This window comes from Streptomyces misionensis (assembly GCF_007896895.1).
In the GTDB taxonomy this organism is placed as follows: domain Bacteria; phylum Actinomycetota; class Actinomycetes; order Streptomycetales; family Streptomycetaceae; genus Streptomyces; species Streptomyces misionensis_A.
In genome coordinates this window covers 1-5,177 of the sequence record NZ_VOGW01000019.1, presented here as the reverse complement: position 1 = coordinate 5,177, position 5,177 = coordinate 1, and the positions used below count along the sequence as shown (strand labels likewise).

Below are 5,177 nucleotides of genomic sequence, written 5' to 3'. Positions count from 1 at the left end.
TTCCCCCCGTCCCCGCGTCCGCTCCGTCCCCGCATCCCACCGGGAGTTCGCCCATGACGTGTTTCTTCGACCCTAACCACGGCCCGGGCATGATGACCGTGACCTGGTCCCCGCAGTGGGGCGTGCCCCGCCCCGTGCAGACCTGCGGAGGCTGCGCCCAGCGGGTGCAGACCACCGCGCCGCCCTTCTACACCCCGCCCCAGCAGGGCTACCCCCAGCCCGTGCCCCAGGGTTACCCGCAGCCGGGCTACCCCCAGCAGGGCTATCCGCAGCAGGGGTACGGCCAGCCGTACGACCACCACCACGAGCACGAACAGCAGGGCGGTGGCCGCCGTTTCGGCGCGGGCGCGCTCATCGGCGCCGGTGCGGCCGGTCTCGTCGGCGGCGCGCTGCTGAACGAGGCGTTCGACGACGACGAGCCGGACGTCGTGGTCAACAACTTCTACGAGGACTGACGCGTTCTGTTCCCCGGCGGCCGTCCGCTCCCGGCGCCGCCGACGGCCGCCGGGACCGGACGCCTACACTGGGTCGGCGCATCCGCGTCGGCTGTGCGGAGGGCTGGGACGGGAGAGGGCAGTGACGGACAAGGCCGCGGGCCATGACGACCCGCCCGCCGAGGTGCTGTCCGAAGCCGCCGCCGCGTTCGGACTGCTCGCCTCCGCCGCCCGGCTGCACCTGATGTGGGCCCTCTCACAGGGTGAGAGCGATGTCACGCACCTCGCCGACCGGGTGGGTGGCGCACTGCCCGCCGTCAGCCAGCACCTCGCCAAGCTGAAGCTCGCCGGACTCGTGCGCTCCCGCCGCGAGGGCAGACGGCAGATCTACTACATCGACGACCCGGACGTGGTGACCCTCGTCCGTGTGATGGTCGGTCAGCTCACCGCGCGCACCCGGCACACCGGCGCCCCGGTGCGCAGGCTGCGCACCATGGGCGGCTGAGACAGCCGGGAGCATCCCCGCCACCGCGATCATCAGGGCATATGGGCCGGATAAAGGCGGCCGCCCGTTCGCCGTGGCCACAGCGGGGGCGCGTAGACTCCCGCTGCCGTGCCGCTCAGGCCGGGCGCCGCGCAGCGCCGAGGTGCCTCACCTGTGAATCTCGTGTGCATCACTGCTGCTCCGGGCCAGGTGTTTGTTAGATTGCGCAACTACGCAATCGATGCGGGGCGGCATGTCAGCGCCTCGTACACCACCGCGCACGCCCGGCCGCACCGTCGACGGCCCGGCCCGACCGTTCAGGGGAGTGGGAGATGAGCGACCCGTGGGACGGGCAGGCAGGCCAGGCCACGCGCCGCCGGGACGATGAGGCGGGCCGCTCCACGCGCCGCCGGGACCGGCGGGTGCCGGGGCAGCGAGCGGCCGAGGCCGGCGCCGGCAGCGCCCCGGGCGGCCGGGCCGCGGCCCGCGCGGCGGCCCGCTCACGCGGCGGCAAACGCGCCCGCAGGGCCCGTCCGGCGGGGCGCGCGAGGCGCGTGCTGAAGCTTCTCGCCATATCCCTGTCGGCACTCATCGTGATCACGGCGGGCGCGGGCTGGTGGTTCTACGACCATCTCAACGGCAACATCCACAGCCTCTCCCTCGACGGCAAGGGCGGCACCGAGAAGGCCGACGCCTTCGGGCGCACCCCGATCAACATCCTGGTGATGGGCTCGGACGGGCGCACCAACGCGGCGGACTGCAAGCTCGGCGGCGGCTGCGCGAAGACCGGTGTGCAGAGCGGCAGCAACGCGGACGTGGAGATGGTGCTCCACATATCCGCCGACCGCTCCAACGCCACCGTGATGAGCATCCCGCGCGACACCATGACCCAGGTTCCGGCCTGCAAGAACAGTGAGAACGGCCAGTCGACGGCCGGCTACTACGGCCAGATCAACAGCGCGCTCCAGTACGGCCCGGCCTGCCAGGTGGAGACCGTCCACCAGCTCACCGGCATCACCATCGACCACTTCGTCAAGCTCGACTTCTCCGGCGTGGTCAAGATGTCCGACGCCGTCGGCGGCGTCCCGGTGTGCGTCAGCGACGACGTCTACGACACCTACTCGCACCTGAAGCTGTCCAAGGGCACCCACACCCTCAAGGGCGTCGCGGCGCTGGAGTTCGTGCGCTCCCGGCACGGCTTCGGCGACGGCAGCGACCTGGGCCGCACCGTCTCGCAGCACATCTTCCTCAGCTCGATGATCCGCAAGTTCAAGAGCGCGGGCACACTGACCGACCCCGGCGCGGTCTACGGTCTCGCGGACGCCGCGACCAAGGCGCTCACCGTGGACGACGGCCTGGGCAGCGTGAAGAAGCTGATCGCCCTCGCCTCGGACGTGAACAAGGTGCCCACCAAGCGGATCACCTTCACCACCATGCAGACCGGCGCCGACCCGAAGAACGACAACCGCGTGGTGGTGGGCCCCGGTGCCAAGGCCCTCTTCGCCACCATCGCCGACGACCAGTCCCTGACCACCGGCTCCGGCGGCAAGTCCGCGGCGGCCGCGGCCACCAAGAAGCCCTCCGCGCCGAGCGTGCCGGCCGGGCAGATCGCGGTGACGGTGGAGAACGGCACCCCGGTGACCGGCCGAGCCTCCCAGATCGCCACCGCGCTGACCGACCAGGGCTTCAGCTCCGGGACGACGACGGCCAACGCGCCGAGCGCCGCGTCGACGACCACGCTCACCTACGGCAGCGGGCAGAAGGGCGAGGCCCAGACGGTCGCCAAGGCGCTCGGTCTGCCGGCAGGCCATCTGAAGCAGGGCGGCGGGACCGGTCTGACCCTGGTCATCGGCGGCGACTGGAGCAGCGGCACCAGCTTCCCGGGCGGCGCCTCCGCCCCCGCCGACACCAAGGCCGCGGTGTCCGACGCCCATGCCTCCACCGCCGACCAGGCCAAGACCTGCGCCAAGGTCAGCCCCTACAAGACGGTCGAACTCGGCGGCGTCGCCATGACCCCCACTCAGGCCTACGCGCAGGCCCGGAGCAAGCCCGACTCCGATTCCTGAGCGCGGGGGCCGGGCGCCGTCAGACCGGCCGCTGCGAGGCCGCCGCGTCGGGGCGCAGGTCGGCGAGCGTCAGCGGATGCGCGGGCGGGTCGGGCAGCGCGATCCGGGACGTGGTCCGCAGATCGCGGCCCACGTGCAGCAGTTCGCCGGGGGCCAGCAGCCGCCAGTGCGGGTTCTCGTCCATGCGCTCGCTGGCCACGACGACGGACGGGAAGCCGGCCAGTGCCGCCGAGTGCACCCGCAGCCTGCCGTGCCGGCCGGTGTGGTCCAGATGGCGTGCGCCGTGGTGGCCGCCGGCCGGCCGCTCCAGGACGTACAGCTCGTGGGTGTCCGGATAGCGAAGGGCCCACAGCTCGCCGGGGGTGACGAGGATGACGTTCAGCGCGAACAGCGGCAGGTTCCCGGCGACCCAGCGCGCCGCGGCCACCAGCCCGGCGGACACGTCGCCGCCGTGCGCCTCGGTCTCCCGGGTGACGAGGGCGAAGAAGCGCTCGGAGTCGGTGTCGCCCCGTACCAGGGCGCGGTCGGCGCCCAGCCGACGGTCGAGCAGGTCCAGCCCCTCGATCACGCCGTTGTGCGCGAACAGCCGCCCGCGCTGCTCGAACGGGTGCGTGTTGCGGACGTCCAGGCCGCCGGTCGAGGCATAGCGGATGTGCGCGAGGAAGGTGGCCGACTCCGCCTCCCGTGCCTCCTCGGCGAAGGAGCGGTCCTCATAGGCGGCGATCGGGGCCTTGTGCACCTCGGGTGCGCCGTCGGCCGCGAAGTATCCGAGCCCGGTGCCGTCCGGCTCGCGATGGCTCTGCGCGCTGAGGCTGTCGGGCGCCTCCAGCAGCCAGAACGTGGCATGCGTGCGCCGGGGGGAGCTGGTCAGGCCGAACAGACGGCACACGGTGTCCTCCGAACAAAGGTCAATCTGTTCATACCCAAAACAACCGGTGGATATCGGTATGAGTCATGAGAACGCGAAGAAACGGTAATGCGTTTCGGGTTCCCCCCGAAATCCCCCGGAGATGCCACAGAGTTCGGGTGTGCGGCCACCCGGCCGTCACCAGCACCACACACCCTGCGAAAAGGGGGACCTCTGTGTCCGTTTCCGTTCTCTCCGCCGTCCGCCAACTGACCGCCGCCTCCGCCGTCGCGGCGGCCGTCGTCGGCGCCGCCGCACTGCCGGCCGTGGCCGCCGGGCACCACTCGGGCCGTTCGCACGGCGTGGTGTACCTCAGCGGTGCGCGGTACGACTCCACGGGCCGGGGTGCCCGTTCCAACGCCGCCCTGAACCGGCAGTGGGTGGCCGTCAGCAACGAGTCGCGCCGGGCGGTGAACCTGAACGGCTGGACGCTGTCGGACGCCGCCGGGCACACCTTCACCTTCCACCACTACACGCTCGGCGCCCGGGCCACCGTCCGCGTCCGCACCGGGGTCGGTCACGACACCCGGTCCGACCTGTACCAGGACCGGCGGTCCGAGGTGTGGAACAGGGCGGACAGCGCCCGGCTGCGCAATGACCGGGGCCGTCTCGTCGACGAGATCTCCTGGGGCGGCCACCGTGTGGTGACCCACCCGCGCCGGGGCGGCCACCACCACGGCTGAGCCCGATGACACGGGCGGTGTGCGGCCCCCCCCGTTATGTTTTCCGCGGTCCTGCAAGAGGGCCGCTGGCCTCCGGGCCCGGCATGACTGTTCCCCCCTGTCGAACGGATGACAATGCCGTTGCTTTAGTGATCGTGCCATCGGTGGTTCAGGGTGAGGACGACCGGGGAACGACGCTGGCTGGCGGGTTCTTCGGGGGCCTTGCTGCCGTAGCCGGTGATGCAGGAGCGGATCTTGCGGGGGCAGTCACGGGGCCGGCGGCGGGGTAACAGGCTGCGGCCGATCTCGGCGAGCCCGAGGTGCCGGTCTCGTCTGCGGGCGGAGGGGGGAAAAGCCGCTCGGTGAGATCACCGTGCGGCGGACGACGTGTAGGGCTCGGGTGAACGAGGTCCGCTCTGCAGTGCTGCTGTGCAGCCGAGCGGCTTCGTCCAGTAGATCCCGGGTGGCATGGTGCACGATCAAGTGCGCGTAGATCTCCTGCCGCACCCCGTCCGGAGTCTGCGACCTGAGGACCGGCCGGCCGCGCTGGTGGGTCTTGATCTCGTCGAAGACCAGCTCGATCTCCCAGCGCCGGGCGTAGAGCGCGGCAAGCTCGGCGGCCGG

The 5,177-nt window shown here is 71.8% G+C and carries 6 protein-coding genes; 4 read left to right on the top strand and 2 right to left on the bottom strand.

Annotated elements, in window-relative coordinates:
• Positions 1-53 precede the first annotated feature (53 nt).
• The 3 genes from FRZ03_RS03510 to FRZ03_RS03500 all read left to right on the top strand — a co-directional run bounded on the left by FRZ03_RS03510 (position 54) and on the right by FRZ03_RS03500 (position 2,984).
• On the top strand, positions 54-455 hold the full coding sequence (locus FRZ03_RS03510; protein ID WP_146463659.1) for a hypothetical protein: 402 nt from the start codon (positions 54-56) through the stop codon (positions 453-455).
• A 121-nt stretch (positions 456-576) separates the two neighbouring features.
• Positions 577-939, top strand: a complete 363-nt coding sequence (locus FRZ03_RS03505) for an ArsR/SmtB family transcription factor (protein WP_146463658.1) — start codon at positions 577-579, stop codon at positions 937-939.
• Between the two features lie 311 nt (positions 940-1,250).
• Positions 1,251-2,984 carry an LCP family protein gene (locus tag FRZ03_RS03500; protein ID WP_261398505.1) on the top strand — a complete coding sequence of 578 codons (1,734 nt, stop codon included), beginning with the start codon at positions 1,251-1,253 and terminating at the stop codon, positions 2,982-2,984.
• A gap of 19 nt (positions 2,985-3,003) precedes the next feature.
• Here FRZ03_RS03500 and FRZ03_RS03495 read toward each other — a convergent pair whose 3' ends face one another.
• The gene (locus FRZ03_RS03495) at positions 3,004-3,873 is read right to left on the bottom strand and encodes a class II glutamine amidotransferase (RefSeq protein WP_146463657.1); all 870 of its coding nucleotides are present in this window, start codon (positions 3,871-3,873) and stop codon (positions 3,004-3,006) included.
• A gap of 194 nt (positions 3,874-4,067) precedes the next feature.
• On the opposite strand from FRZ03_RS03495, the gene FRZ03_RS03490 reads away from it, so the two are divergent.
• Complete coding sequence (locus FRZ03_RS03490) at positions 4,068-4,574, top strand: lamin tail domain-containing protein (RefSeq protein ID WP_261398503.1); 507 nt, start codon at positions 4,068-4,070, stop codon at positions 4,572-4,574.
• A 246-nt stretch (positions 4,575-4,820) separates the two neighbouring features.
• Here FRZ03_RS03490 and FRZ03_RS03485 read toward each other — a convergent pair.
• The coding region (locus FRZ03_RS03485) for a transposase (RefSeq protein ID WP_261398501.1) at positions 4,821-5,177 on the bottom strand (357 nt) is incomplete at its 5' end.

Bases quoted from the DNA above. Each gene is read 5' to 3' on its own strand.
- FRZ03_RS03510 (WP_146463659.1), top strand. From the start codon at position 54: ATGACGTGTTTCTTCGACCCTAACCACGGCCCGGGCATGATGACCGTG.
- FRZ03_RS03500 (WP_261398505.1), top strand. From the start codon at position 1,251: ATGAGCGACCCGTGGGACGGGCAGGCAGGCCAGGCCACGCGCCGCCGG.